The organism is Rhizobium sp. G21 (genome assembly GCF_014158035.1).
In the GTDB taxonomy this organism is placed as follows: domain Bacteria; phylum Pseudomonadota; class Alphaproteobacteria; order Rhizobiales; family Rhizobiaceae; genus Rhizobium_E.
The window spans coordinates 1,597,580-1,617,786 of the sequence record NZ_JACFXW010000001.1; the positions used below are offsets into that span (position 1 = coordinate 1,597,580).

Consider the following 20,207-nt stretch of genomic DNA (forward strand, 5'->3'; position numbering starts at 1 on the left):
CTCCTCACGCGGACACAAGCGGCTGGACCCATCAGCCGGCTCAGAAGGTCGCGGTCGGGAAAACAACACCCCGGAAGGCACAGTCATCCGCCCCGTCTTCACTGTCGATGAAGTAACACGGGGCGCTAAAATGGCCTTTAAGTAAATTGATAGAATGCCGCGCGAGCAGCTAACGATGAGTTTACCATCGTATATTATGTATATATATCAATAATTTATACTGAAGTTGCCTCGATCTCTCGTCGCAGCCGTCCAAATAAATATCCGGCGCGCCTATCTCATCGCGATCAAAATATGTTTCGTTATAGTTCAAAACATGTATCGAAACAGGATATATCCAATATTTAGACTTATTTTAGTCGATGACGCAAGGAAATCTTAACGATCATCTTGCGCCAGCAGGCTGCGCGTTGGCTGAAGTTAACGGACGCAGCCCCGATCGCGTCTCAATGGCCGCCCTCGGCGGCCTTGCCAGCCGGAATATCCGCCGGCGGCGTTTCGTGAACGATGTTCTGCGTTTTGTCCGCCCGCTGCTGGCGTAGATCTTCCTTGGAGAGATAGTCGATCTGCTCGAAGACGACGTCCACCACGACCTCGGACCCCAGCCGCTTGTTGAGCGCGTTCTTGATGCGCTCGCGGAACGCCTTGACGTCGAGCTCCCTGTTGTCGCCGACACGGATGATCTGATCGCCGACGAGGGCGGTGTAGAGTTCATCCGTCAGCACCGCCGGGATCGGCAGCGTGACTTCGCCCATCTTCGACTTGTCGACGATGTAGGACGTCTTGGTCAGAAAATAGCCTGCCACATCTGCGTTCTTGATCACCGGCAAGGTGACCATTTCGCCATGGACGAGTTCCTGCACCGCCTTTTTCTTTTCGGCCTCGGCGTTGGGATCTTCCGGCTTGGCGAGCTGGATCGACCCGTAGACCGCGCCCAAAGTGACGATGGCGACCCAGACTCCCGTGGCGATGAGTTTGATCATGACGTGTTAGATCTCGCCGTAACGAAACTGTTCCTGGGTATAGGTGCCGTCGCCATCCTGTTCGCGCGCCGCCGTCTTGAGGATGTCGGTAACGGTGCGCACCGCGTTGAGATGCGCTTCCAGCCGCCGTGCGTTGAGCATCAGCTTCTGCTTGAGGAATTTCATCTGCGTGGACAGGCCGTTCGGCAGTTCGCTCGGCGCGCTGTCCTTGCACAGCATCGTCAATTCATACAGGCAACGGCTCTTATGCGCGTTCGACGCCTTGATGTCGAATTCGACGTCCTTGCCGATCCGCTCGTTCTCGTTGTCGATGATCAGCTCCAGCCGGCCGAGCACGGTCTTGATCCGCATTTCCTTGAAATTGTCTTCAGTGAGCGCCGTCGCCATTATGTTCGTTCTCCAATGTCGCTAAGCATGGGGATACTCAGACACGCTTCTTCTTGTCGTCTTCGGCGAAGGAGCCGGGCAGAAATTCGTCCAGCGCCTTCATTTCAAACCGTTGAAGGCTTCGGGACGTCATGCTCTGGCGCTCCGACAGCTCGGCCTTCTCGACCTCGGGAGTCCTCTGCGCCTGGCGGGAAGCAAGCTGCTCGGCGATGCCGACGCCGCGGCCCCTCGAAATCTCGTTGCCCATCTGCTCGGCCATCATGCTTTTCCAGATCTCGCCGGCGGAGCCCTTGCCGTAGACCTCCTCGCTGTCGGGCAGCATGGTCTTGATGAAGTTCTGCAGCACCATGGCTTCGAACTTGCGATAGGGCTCCGGGATGTCCTTGTCCTTGCCGCTCGGACCGCTGCTGGTGCGAATGTGGTCGCGGACGATATTCGAGTCGAACCCGGCATCGGCGCCGTTCAGCTTGCGGGCTTCGGCGACCGCGATGCCGGCCTTGAGTTTCGCCTGGGCGATCTCGACCTGCGCCGGATCGGCGGCGTTGATCACGTCCTGGATGATGTCGGTGGGAGGATTGATCGCCATGGAGAATGAGACGCCGTCATGCTTCAAGAATTTGCTGAAGAACACAATGGCCTTTCAAGCTTGACCGTGGCTTATCGCCATATCAGCGGCGGCGTCAGGGCCGGTCGAAGCCGTCCAGAAGCGTTCTCTGCTCGATGAGATCATAGATCGCGTTGTCGTCGGCCTCGCGGCGTTCGTCGGTCAGCGCCTCCTTGCGGTGCTCGTCGAGCCGGTCGCCCTTGGCGCGTTCCTTGCGCATCCGCCCTTCATGGATCTCCTGCACGGTGGCGAGATGCTGGTCACGGGCCGTGAGCCGGCCGATCTGGCTGGCGTAGAGGCTCGTGAAGACCTGATGCACCGGCGAGAGAGAGCCCAGCGCCTCCACCGTCACGTCGAGGCTGCGCTGGATCTCCGCCCGTGCGCGGGTGGTCGACGCGAGATCGGCCTGCGCCATGTTTTCCAACTGCCGCTGCACGCGGACGAGACGAGCGAGCTTTTCCGACCGCGGGAGTTTCGCCATGCGTCACCTCAAGATCTGGCTGAAGCCGTCGCCGAACAGAGACAGCATGGCCGCAGCGCCAAAATAAAGCAGGATCGTACCGCCAAGCACCATGTATGGCGTGGAGATGAAGAACACCGGCACCACGGGCGCGAGCTTGTTGATGAAGCCGATCGCCATGTTGAACAAGACGTTGAACAGGATGAAAGGGCTCGCCAGCCTCAGCATGATCGCGAAGGTGGTCGACAGCGTGTCCACCAGAGACACGAGCGCCTTCTGGGCTTCGAAGCCCGTCCCCGGCGGCCAGGTCTTGTAGGATTGGGCGATAGCGAGAAACAGCTGGTGATGGAAATCCAGCATGAACAGCACCATCAAGCCGGCGAAGGTGAGCAAATTGGTGAGCTGGCCTTCGCTGGTGTCGTCGAGGATGTCGTTTGCGGGCGGGGTGTTCAAGCCGATCATCATGGTGATGACGGTGCCGAGAAACTGCAGTCCCAGCGCATAGAATCGGGTGATCAGCCCCAGCACGACGCCCGTGAGCGTTTCCATCGCGATCAGACCGACATAGCTGGCGATGCCGCGACCGATATTGGGATAGACGTCGTTCCACATCAGCGGCAGAAGCGCCAGCGAGACGGTCGCGGCGATGAACAGCCTGATCATCACGGGAACGCGGGCCGTCGAGAAGCCCGGCAGGACCATGATGCAGCCCCCGATGCGGCAGAACACCACAACGAGGGCCAGCACCAGACCTTCGGGATCCTGGATCATGAAATGGTTCCGAGGATCTTGATCTCGATGCCCTTGGCGAGCTCCACATGCGACAGCACCGGCAATGTGGCGAACAGCCGTTCGATGATCATGCGCACATAGGAGCGGGTTTCCGGCGAGGTGACCAGAACGAAGGGCAATCCGCGGTCGAGATATTCGCGCACCACCTTGGTGGCCTGTTCCGAGAATTCCTCGAGGTGGCGCGGATCGATGTCGAACTCGATGATCTCGCCCTTGGCGTCGCGCTTGATCGCCTGGTGAAACACCATGTCCCATTTGTTGCCGAGCCGAAGCACGCGCAACACGCCATTGTCCGACAGGTCGCCGCAGATCTGCTGCGCCATGCGCACGCGGACATGTTCGACGATCTGCTCGGTCTTGCGCACATGCGGAGCGAGTTCGGCGACCGCTTCGAGGATGAGATGCAGGTTGCGGATCGAGACGCGCTCGGCCAGCAGCAGCTTGAGCACCGCCTGCAGGCCCGAATAGGACATGTGCGTGGTGCAGATTTCGTCGGCCAGTTTTTTGTATTCCGGATCGAGCCGGTCGATGAGGATCTTGACGTCCTTGTAGGACAGAAGCTGCGGCAGGTTGTTGCGGATGACTTCCGACAGATGCGTGAGCACGACCGAGACGTTGTCGATCGGATGGAAGCCTTCGCGCTTGAGTTCTTCGGTGAAGGTTTCGACCACGGAGACGGCCGGCATGCGAAGGCGGGTTCGCGCACATCGTCGCCCGGCACCGTCGGTCGGCGTCCGCCGCCGGTGATGACAAGCACTTCGCCGACACGCAGCAGATTCGAGGCCACTGTCGTGCCGTGGATGCGGATATGATAGGACTTGTCGGGAATTCCGAGCTCGTCCGACACCTTGATTTCTGGCACGACGAAGCCGTACTGGCTGGCGAATTTCTTGCGCATCTTGCCGACGCGGAAGGCCAGTTCCTGGTGCGCGCCCAGCAGGCGGGTGGAGACCTGCTTGCCGAGCTGCAGCTCGATCTCCGGCGTCCTGAGCGCGTTCTTGACGGAATCCTTGTCCTGCTCCTTGACCTCGGAGGCTTTCTTCTGCTCCTCGACCATGCGCTTGGCCTGGTTTTCAGCCTCGATGCGGCGCGGGATCACATAGCTGCCGAACGCGAGAATCACGCCGAGAGCGGTGAAGGGAAAGAAGGGAAGCCCCGGCACCAGCGCCAGCGTGAAGACGAGACCCGCCGACATTGCGAGCGCGCGGGGATAGCCCGCCAGCTGATCGACGACAGCCTTGTCGGTGGTGCCCGTCTGGCCGCCGCGCGACACCAGCAAGCCCGCCGCCAAGGAGATGATCAGCGCGGGAATCTGAGACACGAGACCGTCGCCGACCGACAGCTTGACGAAGACGTCGGCGGCTTCGGTGAGCTCCATTCCGTGGCGGAAATAGCCGATGATGATGCCGCCGAAAATGTTGATCGCGGTGATCAGGAGACCCGCGACGGCGTCGCCGCGCACGAATTTCGAGGCGCCGTCCATGGCCCCGAAGAAGGAGCTTTCATCCTCGAGTTCTTTTCTGCGCCGGCGCGCTTCGCTTTCGTCGATCATGCCGGCGGACAAGTCCGCGTCGATAGACATCTGCTTGCCGGGGATGGCGTCCAAGGTGAAGCGGGCGCCGACTTCGGCGATGCGGGTCGCGCCCTTGGTGATGACGATGAAGTTCACTACGATCAGGATCAGGAAGACGATCAGACCGATGACGAAATCGCCCGACATCACCAGGCTGGCGAAACCGGCGATGACATGACCCGCCGCCTCGTGGCCTTCATTGCCGTGCGACAGGATCACGCGCGTCGTGGCGATGTTCAGCGACAGGCGCGTCATCGTCGCGATCAGCAGGATCGTCGGAAAAGACGAGAAATCCAGCGGCTTCTGGATCCAGAGAGCCACCATCAGAATCAGCACGGAGAAGGAAATCGAGAAAGCGAGGCCCAGATCGATCAGGAATGCCGGTATCGGCAAAAACAGGATCGACAGGATCGCGATAATACCGATCGCGAAGCCGATATCGCGCCCTTTTGGGGCGACTTTTGGAACTGTAATCGACTGAACATCAGCCATAAATCTTCCGCCTCTTCATGAAGCCGCTATTCCACGAGATAGCGGATAGCAGCGGAAGCTTGCGCGAAGTGTTCGGCGTCCGGCCTTCGGGGGCTAGAAGCCGCTTTGCACGCGCGAGAAGATCATGGTCGTGAAGATGGACATCTGCGATCCGATGAACGGCGCGGACAAAGCCACCGCCGCGAAGACCGCGAGGATTTTCGGCACGAAGGTCAGGGTGATTTCCTGAACCTGCGTCAGGGCCTGCAGCAGCGCCACCACGACGCCGACGATCATTGCGGCGAGAACGGCGGGGCCGGAAGCCACGAGAACCGTCCAGATCGCGGCTTGCACCATATCCAGGGCGTCAGCCTCATTCATAGCCGGTCCTCTTGCGCTGTCGTCTCAGGTTCCGTCCGAACCGTCGTTATTGTTGTCTACACCACCCGTCGAGCTTTCACCATTGTCCCCGGAGGAATCGTTGGTTCCATCGGAAGAGGAGCTTGCGGAGAGAATTGTGATGCCCTCCGCGAGCGTCACCTCCTCGCCGGATTTCAAGGTGGCGACGATGCCGTCCGCCTTGATCGCGATGGATTCGACCACGCCGCTGGTTTTTCCGTCGGCGCTCTCGATCGTCTTGCCGATATAGTTGGCGGCTGTGGCGAGCGAATTCTGCGAGATTACGTTTTCGAGCGCGGTGTTCGTCTTGATCTGCTGTTCGACCTGCGAGAACGACGCGAGCTGCGCCATCTGTTCTGTGGCGTCCATCGGATCGGTCGGATCCTGGTTCTCCATCTGCGCGACGAGAAGCTGCAGGAAGTTATTGTAGTCCAGCGTCGCCGCTTTCGCGTCGGCATTTGTCGTCGACGTCGTGTTGGTGGGCGGCGTCGTGCTGGTCGACGTCGCCGAAAGCGCCGTCAGCGCGCTCATTGCCATGGAGCGATCTCCCTGCGGATATTTTCGCGAACCGCCGGCGTCATTTCCTGATTGCTGAGGATCTTCTCCTCGATGGCGTAGAGGCCGCGGATGGCTTTGAGCGCCTCGAAGGGCTTGCCCGAGGTCACGATCGCATCGACGCGCTTCAGCTCCGCCAGGATCTCTTCGTTCTGGAAGCTCGCGAGCAACATCACGATCGACTTCTTGAACATCTGTTTGGACTGTTCGGCGCCTTCGGGATTGATGAGCATCATCTGAACGATGAAGTAGAGCTGCTTGAGCGGCGTCGTCGCGCCTTCGGGCTGCAGCACGTGGTTTTCGAGCAGGAAGGTCACATCGTTGAGGAACTCGATGGCGACTTTGCGATCAACCCTGAGAACAGCCCCATTGATGAAAATCCGCTCTCCGGATTTGAGAGAAATACGCAAAGTGCTCTTCATTTCAGTCCATCCCTGATGATGGTTATGATATCCGCAATACCTTTGAAATTTACGGACTGTCGCATTCTGATCCGGTCAACCTCCTTGAGGATCCAGATCCCTATGGAGATCAGGTCCGCCTTGAGATTTGCGGGCAACTGGTTGTCGGCGAGCCGGAGGTCATCGATGAGAGCCACCCAAACTCGCCGGGTGTAATAGAGCGCCTCGACGGCCTCCCGGGATTCACGGCCCTTATGTTCGGCGGCACGCAAGAGAGTCACGGCGCGATCAAGAACCTGCTTTTCGCGTTCCCGCGAGTCGGCGACATCATCCGCCATAATTTCTGCGTAGGAAAACTGGTACATTCAGCCCCTCATATTCCGGTCATTTTTGAAGCGTATCTGGTTTGCCTGAAGCCAAGCTTACGCTTCCAGAAAAGGTTCGTTTCATAAAGTCCGAGAAACGTCCGGCGCGGCCTATCCAACCGCGCCAACTCCTTACAATGCGTTTACGAGACTCAATTCGTTGATGCGCGCCGTCAGCGAATAGGAGATTTCCATCTGATTGCTCAGCGCGGTGATTCGATTGGACGCCTCATAGACGTCGACGCCTTCGAGATCGTCGAGATTGAGCTTCACGATGTCGATTTGCGCCTGCAATGTTTCGTTCGCCTGCTTCACGCGGTTCTGCGACAGGCCGAGCTGGCTTCTGTCGGCGTCGACGCCGGAGATCGCCTGCCCCATGAACGAAATCGCGGTGTTGCTGACGACATTGCGCGAGGCGATCGAAAAATCGGAGTTGAGCATCTCGATCGCCATGACGGAGGCCATCGCCATATAGCGGAAGCCGTCGGTGATGGTCGTCGACGAACTCTGGATCACTTCCGTCCGTGAAATGCGCGCCGTGGTCGGCGTGCTCGAAGCGTTGGACCAGTTGGTTTCCCAATCACCGCCGACCGTCAGGAACATCGGCTCGAGTTCGTCGGTGATGAAGGCTTCCATATCCGCCGCCTGGATGCTCCCCACGCCGGGATCTGTCGGGGCGAAGCCGAAATGATTGGTGAAGGCGTCCACGAAGGCCTGACGCGCCGGACTGCCGTCGGCCATGTAGTCCGCCAGCGGCGCCTCGTCGGTGTTGATGCCCGAAAGCACATATTCGCCGTTAACAGAGGTGTTGCCGGCGGAAATCGCCTGTTCCAACACGTCGGTCATCGTCCTCTTGACGGTCATCAGCTGCGAATCGTCGTTGCTGCCCGAGAGAGCGACGAGCGTGTTGAGGCCGGTCTGCGCCGAACCCGCGATCGTGTCGAGGGCCGTCTGCGTCGATGAAAGCCGCTGCTCCACGACCGCGTTGGTCTTGAGCAGGTTCTCCATCATGTTCACTTCGGAATGGAGATTGAGACTACGCGTCGTGGTCGCGCCGAGTTCTTTGCCGACGTTGGAATAGACGCCGCTGACCACTTCCCTCTGGGCGTCGATCAATTCGGCCTGAACCGAATTGATGGTCGAGCGCATGGCGTTCTGAACCGAGATGTTAGAAATGAAGGAGGTCTTCATGATCTATCCTAAACTGCATCGAGCAGGGTCTGAATCATCGTATCGACGGCCGTCACCAGCTTGCTCGACGCTTTGTAGCTCTGCTCGAGATCGAGCATCAGCGACATTTCCTCGTCGAGGCTGACGCCGGTGGTGTTGGACAGCGACTCGGTGATCCGGGTCAGCTGCGCGTCCTTGTTTTCCTTGGCCGTGGCGCTTTCGGACACCAGTTGCTCCAGCCAGCCGATCGACGCTTGGCGTAGCCCACGATCGAAATGCTGGTGTCGAGATAGGTGTCTTCATGGAAATCCTGGTCCTTCGACATCGACGCGACGAGCCCGTCGAGGATTGCGGAATAGCTCGCGTCGTCATCGGTGTTGCCGAGGTAATCCGGGCTGGCGACCGATTGACCGTCGACATCGTAGCCGCCGTCGCGCAAATCGGTCGGATCCCCGCCCTTGGTCTTCACCAAGGCGTCGTTCACCTTGATCAACGCGGCGAGGCCATTTTCGATGTTGGAGCCGTCCGGTATCGAATCGCCGGCGGTGTAACCGGTCCAGGTGAACAGGCCCGGCATATCGTCCTGGCCCGAACCGCTCATATCCACCTGAGCGAATGTGGAGATCAGACCGCGCGCGGTTTCATCGAGCTGCGACTGATAGAGTGGGATGATGCTGTCGCGGACCTGCAGCAAAGCGGCGAGGCTGCCCTTGGCGGTGGAGTTGCCGCTCGAGCCCGCATTCATGGCCGCGCCGTCCACGATCAGGGGATTGCCGGTCGTCGACGCTCCATAGGCGGGAACCGGCGTAAAGATGATCTCGCGCGGGCTCGTGTCGAGCAACATGGTGCCGTCCGCCGTATAGAGGACCATGTCGTTGTTTTCGCGCGTGAAGGACCGGACGCCGATGATCTCCGAAATCTGGCGCAAATAGCTGTCGCGCGCGTCGAGTTCGTTGTTGATGTCCATTCCGTTCGCGGTGCCCTGGCGCACCGTGTCGTTGACCGACTTGAACTGGACGAGGAGATTGTTGAGCTTGTCGATCTGATCGTCGATTTCCTGATCGATGACGCCCCGCATGCCCTGGATTTCCTGGGATACGGAGTTCAACGAGGTCACGACGTCCTGAGCGCTGGACACGACGGTCGCGGCGAGCGTCGATTCGTTGGGCTTGGTGGCGTAGGCCTGGAGATCGTCGCGCAGCTTGCTGATATAGGTCGACGGCGCTGTCTCGTAATTGTTGCCGCCCAGAAGCGTCCGAATGTCGGTGAGCTTCTTGTCGATCGTGTCCTGTGCGCTGGATTCCGCCGTGGAGGCCATCGACTGCTTGATCAGGCCGTTGTCGGCGGCGCGCTGGATCTTCAGCACCTGAGCGCCATTGGAATCGAGCGTCAGAATGCCAACCCGGCGCGAATAGTCCGGGTTGGATGCGTTTGCAATGTTGGTGGACAAAGCCGCCGTCTGCAAACCGGTGTTCGAAAAGATCGTTTGCGCGGTGGTGATGGCAGACGATAGCGACATAACGATCTCCTAGGCGACGACGGTGTCAGCGAGCCAGATTCACGAGGGTTTCCAGAAGGTCCGAACCGGCCTGGAACACCTTGGAATTGGCGGTGTAGCTTCGTTGCGAAGCGATCATCGTCGTCAGTTCGTTGGCGAGGTCGACATTGGAGTCCTCCAAGGCGCCGGAGATGATGTCCCCGAAGGCCGAGGTTCCGGCGAAACCCATTTGCAGATCGCCGGATTCGGCGCTCGGCGAATAGACGTTGCCGGAGATGACTTCCATGAGATCCGGGCTGGTCACGGTGCCCAGAGCCAGCTTGTAGAGCGCGGTGTTGTCGCCGTTGTCGTATTTGGCGGACACCGTGCCGTCCGAGCCGATCTCGACGCCGGTCACGATCGACGCGCCATTGCCGTTGACGTCGGCTTCGGTGACCGAGAACTTGTAGCCGAGCTGGGTCATGCCGGCGAAGTCGATCTCGAAGGGATTGGGCATGTTGGGCAATTCGTCGCCCGGGATCGTCAGCTTAGACGTCGATCCGCTCGCCAGCGCGCCGGTGTTCGGATCGAAGGTCAGTGTCTCGGTATAAGCGGCAGCCGAATAGGGGAACGAACCTGAATCGGGGTCGGCATTGGCCTTGTTGAAGACCGCGACTTCCCACTCGGTGTCGCTCGTCTTCGTGAAGTAAACGTCGAGAATGACTTCATTGCCGAGGCTGTCGAATGCCGTCAACGAACTCTTGTGCGTGTAGTCGACGTCTTCGACCGCGCCGCTGTCACCGACGGCGACCGGCGAACGCGCAGCATCTTCCACCGGCTGCCCGGCATCGAGATTCGCCGAGAAGATCGCATCCGTAGACGCGTTCGCCTGCATGTCGGTGGAGCTGACATTGATGGCCTGCAGGCCTGCGAAACCATTGGCGACCACCGAAGGCTCGTCCGCGCCATAGTCGTAACCCATCAAGGTATAGCCGCCGGCATTGACGAGGTTGCCTTCCGAATCCGGCTGGAAGGAGCCGGCGCGGGTGAGGAACGTCTGACCGGACGCATCCTGAACAAGGAAATAGCCTTTGCCGTTGATGGCGAGATCGGTGTCGGAGGTGGTGTAGGTCAGCGAGCCCTGCTGCGAGATCGAGTACCGGGTTTCGGTCTCGACGCTGCCCGAATTGTAGCTGCCGTTGGTCTGCGGCATAAGAAGGGACGAGAACTCCGTCGACGCCCCTTTATATCCAGTCGTGCTGGAATTTGCGATGTTGTCGCTGACAGTGCTCAACCGGTTGGCTTGGGCGTTCATGCCCGAAACACCAGTTCTCATCATTCCGTAAAGGCTCATCTCGGATCCTCTTTTCCGTAATATTTACAGACTAGAAGACGTGCCTTGCGTGAACCTTTGCGGGTGATGGGCCAATTCTTTTAATGCGCGCCGCGCAAACGCGACGCGCGCATTTTCACTGCCAGTCGATGCAATAGCCGAGGAAGCGCTTGGAATCGATCGGATCGACGCCGAGCTTCTTGCGCAGCTTCTTGCGCAGCTTGCTGATGTGGCTTTCGACGACGTTCTCTTCGACGTCTTCGTCGAAGATGCCATAGATCGCATTGAAAATCTGCGTCTTGGACACGCGCCGGCCGCGATTGGCCACGAGATATTCCAGGATGCGACGCTCGCGACGCGGCAATGGGAAGACTTCGCCATTGATTTCCGGATCGCGGCCATCGGAGAAGACTCTGATGGCGCCGACGTCGGTATATTTGACGTCGGTCGCTTTGTAGCGCCGACGGATTGCCGCAGCGCGTGCGAGGATTTCTCGCGGGTGTACAGGTTTGCGCACCACGTCATCCACCCCACAATCAAAGAATGCAAGGGTCATCTCCAGAGAGGGAGAATCAGACACGGCAATCACAGGAGCCTGGCTCCGATCCCTGATCGCCTTCGGCAGGCCGAGCGCGAGCTCGGACTGACCGATCAGGAATGCTTCGACTGCGTCGATATCAGAATCCGCAGCCGTATTGACCCACTCCCCGAATTCGTGAGGGTCGAAGCCCGTAGAGGGCACGCCTTCCCGACAAAAAAGTGAGGTATATCCATCTTTTACGAGCGCTCGCTCGTCTACCACTACGATCATCGTCCGCCTCCGAATCAGTGTAGTGAAACAACACCCCATTCGTACGAATCGGAAGACTCCCGAGCAACTAGAGCTAATGACAGGGTCAAATTAACAGTTGATTAAGAAATGTGGGGCGATTTGATCCATATGTAGTATGCGTTTCGAAACGGCACACAAATTTAAATGGGGAAAAGTTAACGTATGGTTAATCGCGTCAATGGGGCGTCTTGACTCCCCAATGTCACCACAAAGAGACCAAAAATTCGCCAGATTCAAATGTACTCGGAAAAGACAACCGTCAGTTGCTACAAAAATCCAGCGCCTTCGGCGTCCAAACGCCATACCCCGTCGCGACGAGGTTCGAAATCACCCTGCAGACATAGCGCTTCTGGGCTGGATTATTGTTCGGCCCGGCATGATAACGCGCAACGGCCATGGTCCATGTAACATGCTTCGCATGCAGTTGCGCGAGAAATCGTGCGGCGTAATCGACATTTTTCTCCGGGTCGAGCATGGCGTCCAGGGATGAAAATTGATCGCCATGGTAGCGCTGATTGATTTGCATGCATCCGAGATCGATCAGTTCCGCGCCGCGCGCGCGGGCGTCGCGAAAGGCCTCGAGAGCCTCATCCGGCGAGCGGGCGAAAACAGCCTTGCCCTCGATGTTCAACGCCCAGGGCTGAAGTGAGCCTTTGCGACCGGTTTCGGTGAGGCCCACCGAATACAGGATACCCTCCGGCACGCCGTATCGCGCCGCAGCGCGCGCAATTTCCCGTTCGCAAAGTCCCGAACTGGCGCGCGCGTCAGAGGTAGAGACCGTCGCCAGAATCGCCAGAGCCGCCGCCGCCGTCAGGCTCATGCGAGGCGCGTTGTTCACCGATCGCGAGCCGCTCGCTGCGTGGGACAGGACGCCCATCGCCACTTTGCTGACGCTGAGCGTCACCCTGTCCTTCGCGCAGGTTCTGGTTCGAGCCATTCTGTCCCTGATCCTGTTGCTGACTTTCCGTCCTGGGAGACGGGTTGAGTTGGATGCTGACCTGGTCGACCGAGAAACCCTGGTCGCGCAGCGACTGGACGATCGCGGAGTGGTCCTTGGCGAGGTGGCGATATCCCTCGATCGTATCGACCGTGACTTCGACGGAGAGATCTTCACCCTTCAGTCTCAGAACTGCCGTCATCGTGCCGAGATGTTCGGGGTTCATTTGTATTTTCAGAGTGTTGACGGTCGTCGCGGTGGCTTGGGCGCTCATATCCGGCGTGGTGGCGTAGGGTGCGAGCGCCCGGCCCGCCTCACCCGCCAGCGCCGCCGTCAGCAGCTTGGCGTTGTCGCCGCCGAAGCCGAGATAGCGACGGGAGTCGAGCACCGTCAGCTGATCAAAACCGGTGAAATCGACATCATCGCCTTTTCCGCCTCGCCTGACCGTTTCATCGCCGACCGGGTCGGATGTCATCGGATCGCCTTGCTGAGGCTGGGTGGAAACCTGGGCCAGAGCATCCCTGACGCTGTCGGTTCCGCGCGGACCAACGGCGTCAGAAAGATCCGCCGACTTGGCCGCGGTCGACGCCGCTTGTCCCACGTTCGGTGCGAGAACCGAAGCGAGCTCATCGCCGCCTTCGTTTGAGGACTCGACGATCGGCGCCGCATCCTCATCATCTTCCTTCAGGCCTTTCGACAAAGCCGACAGCAGATGATGGGCCGCGCCCTGATGTTCGGTCAGCTGCGCCTCGTCGAGCAACATCGCGATCGGGTCGGTCTCGGGGAGGACAGACGTTTCGATCTCTTCGGACGGCGCGGCCATCTGTGCGTCGACCTGAACATCGACGGCGATCGTCGGCAGGTCCTCCGTCGTGTCGGCGCCGTCAGCGCCGACGAGCAGGGCAACGAGACGCGCATCATCCATGTCGAGCGCATGGCCAGGAAGCCTGCCGACCATCGGTCCGGCAGTCGAATGAGAGGCAGTCTCGCCGGTTTGCGCCAAGTGCGGCGGGATAACCTCTTCCGCGCCAGGCAACGGCGTCGCGGCGGCATCGGCCGGCCCCTCGGGGAGCGCCGCCGGAGAGGTTGCGGCTTGCTGGGTGAGCTTCGGACTGGCCTGGACGACGGCGAACAGGCTGATGATCGAGCGCGCCAATTTGTCGTCGCCCGCTTCCACGCCGCCGTCGCCGATCGCGTCGCCTGCAACGTCATCACCCGTGGTTTCGGAGCCGACGGAGCCGGACGACGCCTCTTCGAGAAAATCGCCGAAACCCAGTCCCTGGCCCTGGGCGCCGCTTTCGTCCTGAGAGCCGCTGGTTTTCAGTCCGCTCGCAGCGCCAGCGCCGCGACCGATGGCAAGTGCCGAAGCATCGATCATGATTATTCGCCTTCCTTCGCCAGGAGCGCATCGATGTCCTTGAGCCGGGCCCGACCGGAAGCGACGAGATTTTCCGCCTGATCCATCCGCGCATCCAGGGCTTGGCCGCGGGGGCCGTTTCCGATCCCGTCGGCTGTTGCAAATCTGGAGCTGGTTGTGGGTCGGTCGATCCCGTCGTCTCTGCATCGAGCGCCAGTTCGGACATTCTGTCCCGGTATTCCTTGTCGGACATATCTCGATTTGCTTGTGCGAGACTGTCAGCATCCGGAGGAGCCATGACTTCCTCGGCGACGATTTGCGCCGCGTCGCGCAAGAAGCGATCCTTCGGAGACAGATCCTGATCGGCAATGCCGCCCAGACGGGTCAACACGTCCTCGATGCCGTCGCTGGGAATGTCGACGAGACCGCTATAGAGTTTGGCAAGCGCCAACGGCGACGTTTCGTCCGGTTCAGACAGAGCCTTCGCGCGAGCGGTGGCGAAATCGGTCAGCGGCTTGTCGCCGTTGATCGCCGCGCGGCGGGCGAGTCGCAGATAGATCTCGCGCTGGCGGCGACGTTCGACCAGAGACAGCGCCGCTTCGATTTCCTCCGGCGGCAAGGCCTTGGGATGGTCGATGGCGAGCGCCACGAACACATCGGCGAATTGAGACGCATAGGGTGAATTCATATAGCGACGCGCATAGCGACGCGCGTAAGGCAAGGCGGCCGTGGTGTCGCCCGACCGCGAGGTCATCATCAGGGCGCGGCGCAAGGCCGCTTCCTCGATGATCGTTCCCGGCGCCTCGAGGCGCGCCCAATCGAAATATTTCAGCGCGGTTTCCTTGTCGGTCTCCATCATGGCGTTGGCGCCGATGAGCTGCAGATAAGGGCCGATGGTCGTGAAACGATATTCCGGCACCACTTCCTTCAACTGCTTGACGGCGCCCCCGCGCCGCGGCCGTTGAGATAGCGGCGCAGGATGCTCGTGACGCGATTGTCGAAATTGCCGCTCACATCGCGCTGGGCGAGAAGATCGAGCGTCGACGGATTGCCGCCGCTCATCGCATAGATCAATGCGGCGTCGACGTTTCGCGTGTCGTCGAAGACAGAGGCGCTCGCCTCCCTGAGACGACGATCGATTTCCCCGAGCAGGAACCGTTGCATGTCCAGCGCCGTAATGTCGCCCGAGATCACCTGGTCCTGAATGTTCTGCAACGAGCGAACGAGCCGGTAGGGTTCGGCGGCGTCCGTGGTGGACGCCTCCTCGGCCCGCGCGCCGGCGCCCAGCGCCAGCAGGCTCACACCGATCGTCAGAAACGCCCTGCGCATATGGACCGAAAACGGCATCCGTCAGCCCTCGGTCGCCTGGACGAGAATCTCGATGCGGCGATTGCCGGCGTCGAGCGGCTTCTCCGGAATTCGCAGGCGCTTGTCGGCAAAACCAGAGATCTGCGATACGCGCGCCTCCTGTACGCCCGCCCTTTTCAAGATGAAATAGGCGCTCTGGGCGCGGTCGGCCGATAGCCGCCAGTTGTCGTAACCGACCGCCTTGAAGGGCCGCGCGTCGGTATGGCCGCGTATCGCGATCTGGCCGGGCCGGCCCTTCAGCAATTTGCCGATCTGATCGATGGCGACGACGGTCTCCTTGGTGGGAATCGACGAGCCGATCTGGAACATCGGAGTCTTGACCTGATCGCTGATGCTGATCAGCAGGCCGCCTTCGGCTGGGGTCACGATCAGGCCTTCGGCGAGATAGCCGACCTTGCCCTTGAGTTCCTGTTTCAGCTGCTTCTCGAGATTCTCCGCCTCCCGGGCGGCGGAAGCGACCTTTTCGCCGGATTGGTCGGCTTTGCCGTTCTTGTCCTTGTCGCTCTTGCCGGTGAGCGCCTGATCGGACTGGCCCTGCTCCTTCTTGTCCGTCTTGCCGGTTTCAGACATGTCGCTCTTGCCCTTGCCGATCTTGTCGGTCGAGCCGTGCTTGTCCATGTCCGAGCCTTCGCCGGCCTTGTCCTTCATGCCGTCGCTGTCGGTCAGTCCCTCGCCGGCCTTGGCTTCGCCGCTCGGCATATCGCCGCCCTTGCGGTCGCCGCTCAGGGCCTCGCCCGTTTTGGACGAATCGATGTTTTCGGCGTTCTCCACCATGCCGTCGCCGGGCAGGCCCGAGATCTCCGCCGGTTGCTGCGACGGATCGGCGCCCTCCTGTTGGGACACTTCGACCTGCTGTGTCCAGAAATCCGGATCGAACGGATCGCGAAAGGCTTCGCCGCCGTCTGCGCCGGTCGCGGGTCCCGCCGATTGCGCGCCGCCGTCGCCCTTGGCGGAGACATTGGCCTTGTCGTCGGTCTCCTGGGCGATCTCTGTGATCACCGCGTAGGGATTTTCGAAATAGTCGGCTTCGGAATACTGGATCTGTTCGCCGGCTGTGGAGGTTTCGTCCGTGCCTTCGGATTCCGCTTGGCCCGCCGCCTTCTTCTCGCCCTCGCTATCGGACTTGTCTTGAGTGTTCTCGCCCTGGGCCTGCTTGTTCGGCTTCTTCAAGCCCTTTTCCGCCGGCGTCGAATCCGTGAGTTTGATCGGGTTGAAGTAGCTCGCGACGGCCGCCTTGGTCTTTTCGTTGGCGGCATTGACGAGCCACATGATCAGAAAGAACGCCATCATCGCGGTCATGAAGTCGGCATAAGCGATCTTCCAGGCGCCGCCATGAGCGCCCTCGTGACCGCCGCCATGCCGCTTGATGATGATGATCTCGTTTTTGCCGTGGTGGTGGCTTTCGTTCTCGCTCATTCGACGCCCTCAGCCAGGGCCTGCGCCCAGGTTTCCAGACGCGTCACCAGAACGGCGTCCTCGATTTCGACCGTGAGGTCGGCGGATTGGTTTTCGATATATCTCGCTTCGACGGCGTCGGCCTCCATGAGAGGCTTGAGGCGACCGACCAGACGCGCATCGCCGCGCACCGTCACCTGCGCTGCCTCGCGATCCTTCAACGCCTGCTTGATGAGGTCGTGAAGGTCGGTGACGGCCCGATCCGCGAGCGTCGCGCCGAGCATGGGCATGAGGATCTGCAGGGTGCTGTCGGCGACCGCCTGGGCGATTTCGCCCGTCATCTCGTGGAAACGGGTATGGATCATCGCCACCGTTTCCTGTTCGTGGCGCGCCATCAGCTCGGCGATCTCGACGGCGTGTTTGCGACGCTCCTCGGCGAGCGCCTCTTCGTGCGCATGCTCGGCAGCCGCCGCCGCTTGCGCATACCCCTCGTCGAAAGCCGCCTTGCGCTCCGCCTCGAGGTCGACGGTCGGTTCCGGCTCGAAAGAAAACGCCGAAGACGATCCGCCATCGTCGAGCGAAAAGGCGGACGGAAACGCGAGATCGTCGACGGGCGGCGGCGGCGGCGCGCTGAAATCTTTGAGATATTTGGTCAGGATTGCACTCATTGCAGACCGCCGTTTCTGGAGACATACGGGCGCGGGCCCTCTATGGGAAAGCCTATCGGGAGAAACTTGCGCGAAAATGAATGCGTTGGGCCGCGCCAGGGCAATAGCGCGGCCCAACTCGTCCTACCGTGGCGATGACCGGCGCCGCAGCAGTATCTGGAGAAGATCGAGGAGAGAACGTCCTGACGCCGTCGTCGAGCAGAGGCGGCGAAGGCCCTTTCGCCGATCGCGGACGCCGGCGTTCTTCGCTCCGAAACGTTCGCCCTCAGCGGCCGGGCGCGACGCCCGGCCGCGTGGGCCTCAACGTTACTTGAACAGCGAGAGGATGTTTTCGGCGTTGGTGTTGGCGATCGACAGCGACTGGATGCCGAGCTGCTGCTGGGTCTGCAGCGCCTTGAGCCGCGTCGATTCTTCGTTCATGTCGGCGTCGACGAGGCGACCGATGCCCTTGTCGATCACGTCCATGAGGGTCGCGACGAAGTCGTCCTGCATATCGATGCGGGAGGAAATAGAACCCAGAGTGGCGGCGGAGTCGGTCAGGTTGCTCAGCATCTTGTCGACGGCCGAGATCATCCCGTCGAGCTGGAAATTCGTCGTCGAGGTCGACAGCGTCACTTCCGTGCCGGTGGCGACGGTCGCCGCGCCGGTATTGATGAGGAAGTAGCTGGCGGTAGTAGTGGTGGTGCCGGTTTTCACCGTCGCCACCGTGGCCTTGGTGAGAATGCCGTTGTTGGCGTCGGTGGCGTCGATCAGCGTGGAGGTGGCGGTGTCGAAATCGAGCGTCTCGATGGACACGGTGCCGCTCGAAGCGCGATTGAACGAGGACACGAGTTCGACGGTCGTCGGCGGCACGCCGGTGTCGTTATAAAGCCAGTTTTCCCCGGAGAACGAGGCCGACTCGGCGATGGATTCGAGCTGGTTCTTGAGTTCGCGAAGTTCTTCGTTGATCTTGTTGCGATCGACGCCGGGCTCACGCGCCGCGACGAGCTTGGCCTTGATTTCGGTCACGACATCGATTGCCGAACCGAGACCCGTGTAAGCGGTGTCGGTCTTGGCGGCGCCCAGACCCAACGCATCCTGCACGGTCGACAGGGCCTTGTTGTCCGAGCGCATGGTGGTGGCGATCGACCAATAAGCGGCGTTGTCGGACGCGGTCTCGACCCGGTAGCCCGAGGAGATGCGCTGCTGCGTGGTTTCCATGTTGTTGTTGATGTCGCGGAGGGTCTGCAGCGCAGCCATCGCTGCGGCATTGGTCATGATGCTCGTCATAGGTTTGCCCTAGAATATCGTTTTCGGGAAACATCCGGTCACGCTACCGGCAAAGACAGGAGAGCATCATGCTTGCGACCACGTTTTGCCCTGGCGGTCGCTCCGTCAGTTATGAACATTATGTAAATGAGCATGGTTAATCAAGCGTTAACCGCCATTAGGATTTTTTAACGTCGATGAAGGAAAGCTTAAGGCAAGTTTCGCGGCGGGGAAATCTCTGCGGCGTCATGGAGTAAAACGCCGACGCGCCCGACCGGATCAGGCGGACCGCAGCTTCAAAGAGAACCGCAAACGCAGAAAAGCCGCGACCGGATTTTCCGGCCGCGGCAGATATTCGTCGTCTCTCGTCAGTCTTAGTTGCGGAACAGCGAGAGGATGTTTTCGGAGTTGGAGTTGGCGATGGACAGAGCCTGAATGCCGAGCTGCTGCTGCGTCTGCAACGCCTTGAGCTTGGTGGACTCTTCGTTCATGTCGGCATCGACCAAGCGACCCACGCCCTTGTCGATCACGTCCATGAGGTCGGCGACGAACTCGTTCTGCATGTCGATGCGCATGTTCGTCGAACCGATGACGGCTGCGGCTTCGGTCATCTGGGTCAGCATGTCGTCGACGACCGAGATCATGTTGTCGATCTGGTAATCGGCCGTGCTGTTGGTCAGTTCGACCACTGAGCCGTTCTGCGTGTTGCCGCTATCGATGGCGATCAGATAGTAGGCGCCGGTCGACGTGGTGGTGCCGGTCGGATAGCTGGTGAAATTGGCCGCGGTCAGGATGCCCAGGGTCGGATCGACATTGTCGATGAGCGTGGAATCGGCGGTATCGAAGGTGATCAGTTCGACGGAGACGCCGCCGGTGGAGTCGCGAACGAAGGAACCGACCATGTCGACGGTCGAGTTTACGGTCGTGTCGTTGTTGTAGAGCCAGTTCTGCCCCGAGAAGGAGGCGGACTGGGAGATCGACACCAGCTGGTTCTTCAGTTCGGAGAGTTCCGAATTGATCTTTTCCTTGTCGACGCCCGGCTCGCGCGCGGCGACCAGCTTGGCCTTGATTTCGGTGACGACGTCGATGGCGGAATTGAGACCTGTGTAGGCCGTGTCGGATTTCGCCGCTGCGAAGCCGAGGGCGTCCTGAACAGTCGAGAGCGCCTTGTTGTCCGACTTCATGGTGGTCGCGATCGACCAGTAAGCAGCATTATCCGACGCATCCTGGACGCGATAACCGGAAGACACCCTGCCCTGCGTTTCTTCCATGCCTGCGTTGATCGACCGAAGAGTGTCGAGAGCCGCCATAGCCTGGATATTGGTGACGATGCTAGTCATGGTTGTTTTGCCCCTCATACTACGGGAAAAATTTAAAGGGACATTCCGGGATTGCGTCCGGTAACGAAAGGCCGCGTCATGCGTGTTAACCC

22 protein-coding genes and 1 pseudogene are annotated in these 20,207 nt (G+C 60.1%); all 23 read right to left on the reverse strand.

Going from position 1 to position 20,207, the window contains the following annotated elements:
* Positions 1 to 446 precede the first annotated feature (446 nt).
* Positions 447 to 983 carry a hypothetical protein gene (locus H2O14_RS08185; protein WP_182827250.1) on the reverse strand — a complete coding sequence of 179 codons (537 nt, stop codon included), beginning with the start codon at positions 981 to 983 and terminating at the stop codon, positions 447 to 449.
* Between the two features lie 6 nt (positions 984 to 989).
* The gene (locus tag H2O14_RS08190) at positions 990 to 1,370 is read right to left on the reverse strand and encodes a hypothetical protein (RefSeq protein WP_182827251.1); all 381 of its coding nucleotides are present in this window, start codon (positions 1,368 to 1,370) and stop codon (positions 990 to 992) included.
* 37 nt (positions 1,371 to 1,407) lie between these two features.
* On the reverse strand, positions 1,408 to 1,956 hold the full coding sequence (locus tag H2O14_RS08195; protein WP_182827252.1) for a rod-binding protein: 549 nt from the start codon (positions 1,954 to 1,956) through the stop codon (positions 1,408 to 1,410).
* A 94-nt stretch (positions 1,957 to 2,050) separates the two neighbouring features.
* Positions 2,051 to 2,455, reverse strand: coding sequence for a hypothetical protein (locus H2O14_RS08200; RefSeq protein ID WP_182827253.1), 405 nt, complete (start codon positions 2,453 to 2,455; stop codon positions 2,051 to 2,053).
* Positions 2,456 to 2,458: 3 nt separating this feature from the next.
* Entirely contained in the window at positions 2,459 to 3,205 is a 747-nt protein-coding gene (locus H2O14_RS08205; protein ID WP_182827254.1) for a flagellar biosynthetic protein FliR, read from the reverse strand.
* Positions 3,202 to 5,174: pseudogene (gene flhA / locus H2O14_RS08210) on the reverse strand (flagellar biosynthesis protein FlhA). The gene H2O14_RS08205 and the pseudogene flhA overlap by 4 nt, the downstream one beginning before the upstream one ends.
* 210 nt (positions 5,175 to 5,384) lie before the next feature.
* A complete protein-coding gene (gene fliQ / locus H2O14_RS08215; protein WP_182827255.1) occupies positions 5,385 to 5,651 on the reverse strand; it encodes a flagellar biosynthesis protein FliQ in 267 nt (88 codons plus the stop codon).
* Between the two features lie 24 nt (positions 5,652 to 5,675).
* Positions 5,676 to 6,206 carry a flagellar hook assembly protein FlgD gene (flgD, locus tag H2O14_RS08220; protein ID WP_182827256.1) on the reverse strand — a complete coding sequence of 177 codons (531 nt, stop codon included), beginning with the start codon at positions 6,204 to 6,206 and terminating at the stop codon, positions 5,676 to 5,678.
* Positions 6,197 to 6,646, reverse strand: a complete 450-nt coding sequence (gene flbT, locus H2O14_RS08225) for a flagellar biosynthesis repressor FlbT (RefSeq protein WP_182827257.1) — start codon at positions 6,644 to 6,646, stop codon at positions 6,197 to 6,199. The genes flgD and flbT overlap by 10 nt, the downstream gene beginning before the upstream one ends.
* On the reverse strand, positions 6,643 to 6,990 hold the full coding sequence (flaF, locus tag H2O14_RS08230; protein WP_182827258.1) for a flagellar biosynthesis regulator FlaF: 348 nt from the start codon (positions 6,988 to 6,990) through the stop codon (positions 6,643 to 6,645). Before flaF ends, flbT begins: the two co-directional genes overlap by 4 nt.
* Before the next feature lie 132 nt (positions 6,991 to 7,122).
* Positions 7,123 to 8,181, reverse strand: coding sequence for a flagellar hook-associated family protein (locus H2O14_RS08235; RefSeq protein WP_182827259.1), 1,059 nt, complete (start codon positions 8,179 to 8,181; stop codon positions 7,123 to 7,125).
* A gap of 8 nt (positions 8,182 to 8,189) precedes the next feature.
* Positions 8,190 to 8,387, reverse strand: coding sequence for a flagellar basal body rod C-terminal domain-containing protein (locus H2O14_RS08240; RefSeq protein ID WP_182827260.1), 198 nt, complete (start codon positions 8,385 to 8,387; stop codon positions 8,190 to 8,192).
* The gene (flgK, locus tag H2O14_RS08245; protein WP_182827261.1) at positions 8,342 to 9,679 is read right to left on the reverse strand and encodes a flagellar hook-associated protein FlgK; all 1,338 of its coding nucleotides are present in this window, start codon (positions 9,677 to 9,679) and stop codon (positions 8,342 to 8,344) included. The genes H2O14_RS08240 and flgK overlap by 46 nt, the downstream gene beginning before the upstream one ends.
* A gap of 25 nt (positions 9,680 to 9,704) precedes the next feature.
* Entirely contained in the window at positions 9,705 to 10,991 is a 1,287-nt protein-coding gene (locus H2O14_RS08250; RefSeq protein ID WP_182827262.1) for a flagellar hook protein FlgE, read from the reverse strand.
* 115 nt (positions 10,992 to 11,106) lie between these two features.
* On the reverse strand, positions 11,107 to 11,781 hold the full coding sequence (rem, locus tag H2O14_RS08255; RefSeq protein ID WP_182827263.1) for a transcriptional activator Rem: 675 nt from the start codon (positions 11,779 to 11,781) through the stop codon (positions 11,107 to 11,109).
* 280 nt (positions 11,782 to 12,061) lie between these two features.
* Positions 12,062 to 12,622 (reverse strand): transglycosylase SLT domain-containing protein, encoded by a 561-nt coding sequence (locus H2O14_RS08260; protein ID WP_182827264.1) that lies wholly within the window; start codon positions 12,620 to 12,622, stop codon positions 12,062 to 12,064.
* Complete coding sequence (locus H2O14_RS08265; RefSeq protein WP_312858663.1) at positions 12,567 to 13,697, reverse strand: flagellar hook-length control protein FliK; 1,131 nt, start codon at positions 13,695 to 13,697, stop codon at positions 12,567 to 12,569. Before H2O14_RS08265 ends, H2O14_RS08260 begins: the two co-directional genes overlap by 56 nt.
* Positions 13,698 to 13,950: 253 nt before the next feature.
* Positions 13,951 to 15,015, reverse strand: a complete 1,065-nt coding sequence (locus tag H2O14_RS28820; RefSeq protein WP_312858571.1) for a hypothetical protein — start codon at positions 15,013 to 15,015, stop codon at positions 13,951 to 13,953.
* An 8-nt stretch (positions 15,016 to 15,023) separates the two neighbouring features.
* Positions 15,024 to 15,443 (reverse strand): hypothetical protein, encoded by a 420-nt coding sequence (locus H2O14_RS08270; RefSeq protein WP_182827266.1) that lies wholly within the window; start codon positions 15,441 to 15,443, stop codon positions 15,024 to 15,026.
* A gap of 3 nt (positions 15,444 to 15,446) precedes the next feature.
* Complete coding sequence (locus H2O14_RS08275; RefSeq protein ID WP_182827267.1) at positions 15,447 to 16,880, reverse strand: MotB family protein; 1,434 nt, start codon at positions 16,878 to 16,880, stop codon at positions 15,447 to 15,449.
* Positions 16,877 to 17,527: a hypothetical protein gene (locus H2O14_RS08280; RefSeq protein WP_182827268.1), complete on the reverse strand. Its 651-nt coding sequence runs from the start codon at positions 17,525 to 17,527 to the stop codon at positions 16,877 to 16,879. Before H2O14_RS08280 ends, H2O14_RS08275 begins: the two co-directional genes overlap by 4 nt.
* Before the next feature lie 306 nt (positions 17,528 to 17,833).
* A complete protein-coding gene (locus H2O14_RS08285) occupies positions 17,834 to 18,796 on the reverse strand; it encodes a flagellin (protein ID WP_182827269.1) in 963 nt (320 codons plus the stop codon).
* A gap of 353 nt (positions 18,797 to 19,149) precedes the next feature.
* Positions 19,150 to 20,115, reverse strand: a complete 966-nt coding sequence (locus H2O14_RS08290) for a flagellin (RefSeq protein ID WP_182827270.1) — start codon at positions 20,113 to 20,115, stop codon at positions 19,150 to 19,152.
* Positions 20,116 to 20,207 lie beyond the last annotated feature (92 nt).